Genomic DNA, 2,141 nt, shown 5'->3' with positions numbered 1-2,141 from the left:
ATAAGCGTAATTAGTGTCCCTTTTTTAATGGGACACTAATGAATACCTTTTCTACACTTCATTGATTCTTACAATTTCAAACCAATGCTCTGATGTTTTGAATTTGACATCGTCCATTTATTAACGATTTTTGTTACACTTTTGTTTTAGCCAGACCATTTCGTCTAACCATCCATTTTTATTTGCAACTCTATATGCAGATGGACATCCTTTTTTAAAAGCGCTACGAGAATTATACTTCTGTGATTCCATAAACACGTTTTCACGAGACCACTTAAAATTGTAATTCTGCGGACGCTTCAACCATGTCATTTCATCAATCCAACCATTACTAATAGCAGAATTGTATGCACTTGTTGATCCCCATCTAAACCCGCTACGTGAAGAATATTTGCGTGACTCTTCAATTACTATCTGTTTATTCTGCCAATATCCCATAGGCTTAACATCGGAAACAAACCAAGTCATTTCGTCTATCCACTTGTTTTTTACAGCCTTTGAATAAGCAGTTGACGCCATTTTTTTAAACGCCTTTTTGGTTGAATATTTGGCTCCTTCTTCGAACACACGTTCTCTTGTCCAATATCCTTGTTCTTTCACTTTAGTCTTTATCCAAGGCATTTTTGCCCATAGATTATGTTTGAAAGCATAATCATAAGCGGCATGGCAACCTTTAAAGAAGTCTGTTCTCGTGGAATACTTTTTAGATTCTTCAATGACATGTTCTTCATTTTGCCAATAGCCTTGTGTCGCTCGATCATGAGCAAGCCATGTCATTTCAGATTCCCACTTATGTTTTCTTGCAGAAAAATGAGCAGCAGATGCCTTCCAAAAGAAATCATTCCAAGTTTTATATTTCTTTGATTCTTCAAAGACGTGTTCTTTTACATTCCACCAGCGCGGAGGCATTCGTTTGCTGTAGAACCAAGGAAATGTTTCTTTATTCATCATTTTGTATTTCAGAGCAGCATCATAAGCACCAGCTGAATTTGTAAAAAACTCTGTTGGCGTTTTATATTTTTCTGCTTCTCTTATTACTTTGCTTCTTGTCCATTTATATACAAGACTTCCTAAAGACCCCGTGTTTTCACCCGTAGCATTTATATTATTGAGCAATGTATAATGAAGTATATCTCTGTAATAAAGAGACTGTATTCGCTCTTCACGCTGTCTTTCTACAACAGTAAGTCCTTCCCTCAATATCTTATATTTGGGAACATCTTTGTCTTCGTTTGCAAAATATTTAAAAACAGTATCATTGCTTTGTGTTCTATGCTCATAATCTCTGCGTTCAATATTGTTGGTGGCTCCCACATAAGCACACTTCTTATCCTCATCAATATAAACATAAATAATGTGTATAGATCCTTCGATGGCCCGTTCGTTTCCCTTGGGCTGAAACCATGTCATCTCAAGAAGCCACCCTTTTTTCAATGCGGTAACATAAGCAGACGGGGCCTTGCGGTGGAAATCACTTTTATACTTGTATTTTTTTGCTTCATTGAAGACATTCTCCTTATTCTGCCAATATCCATTTTTCTGCCTTCGATTTTTCTTCAACCATATCATTTCATCCAACCATCCGTTGTCAAGTGCATTTTTATATGCGAGATAATTAGCATTACAAAAATCTGTAGTCGTGTTGTATTTGTGAGATTCCTCAAAAACGTTTTCTTTGATTTTCCAATAACCATCAGGTTTGCGTTCAGCTCTCTTTAGCCAAGTCATTTCGTCCAACCATCCTTTTCTTATTGCAGAATAATAGGCAGTAGAACAACCTTCTCTGAATTCTTTTAAAGTTCTATACTTATGAGATTCATTAAAGACATTCTCACGTGATTGCCAAAAACCACGAATAACATATTTCCTTTTTAACCATATCATTTCATCTAACCACCCATTTTTCCGTGCAACTGTATATGCAGAAGCATTTTTAAGATTAAAATCATTTATAGATGAATATTTTTTTGATTCTTCAAATACAGCCTCCTTCGTCCATTTGATTGGCTTTGGTGCTGGGTATATCAACCAGTTCATTTCATCTAACCACCCATTCATATACGCAATACGGAATGCACCAGAACTCATTTTTTTGAATTCTGATCGTGAAGAATACTTTTTGCTTTCTTCAAAAACGGTTT

Annotated in this window: 1 protein-coding gene; it reads right to left on the bottom strand. The window is 35.8% G+C overall.

The window, feature by feature from the left end; genetic code table 11:
- Positions 1 to 120: 120 nt before the first annotated feature.
- A partial coding sequence (locus tag CHL74_RS15200) for a GIY-YIG nuclease family protein (RefSeq protein WP_141241361.1) occupies positions 121 to 2,141 on the bottom strand: 2,021 nt, incomplete at its 5' end.

It is taken from the genome of Prevotella sp. 885, assembly GCF_002265625.1.
Classification (GTDB): domain Bacteria; phylum Bacteroidota; class Bacteroidia; order Bacteroidales; family Bacteroidaceae; genus Prevotella.
Note: the sequence above shows the minus strand (reverse complement) of the source record. Positions and strands in the feature narration are given on the sequence as shown.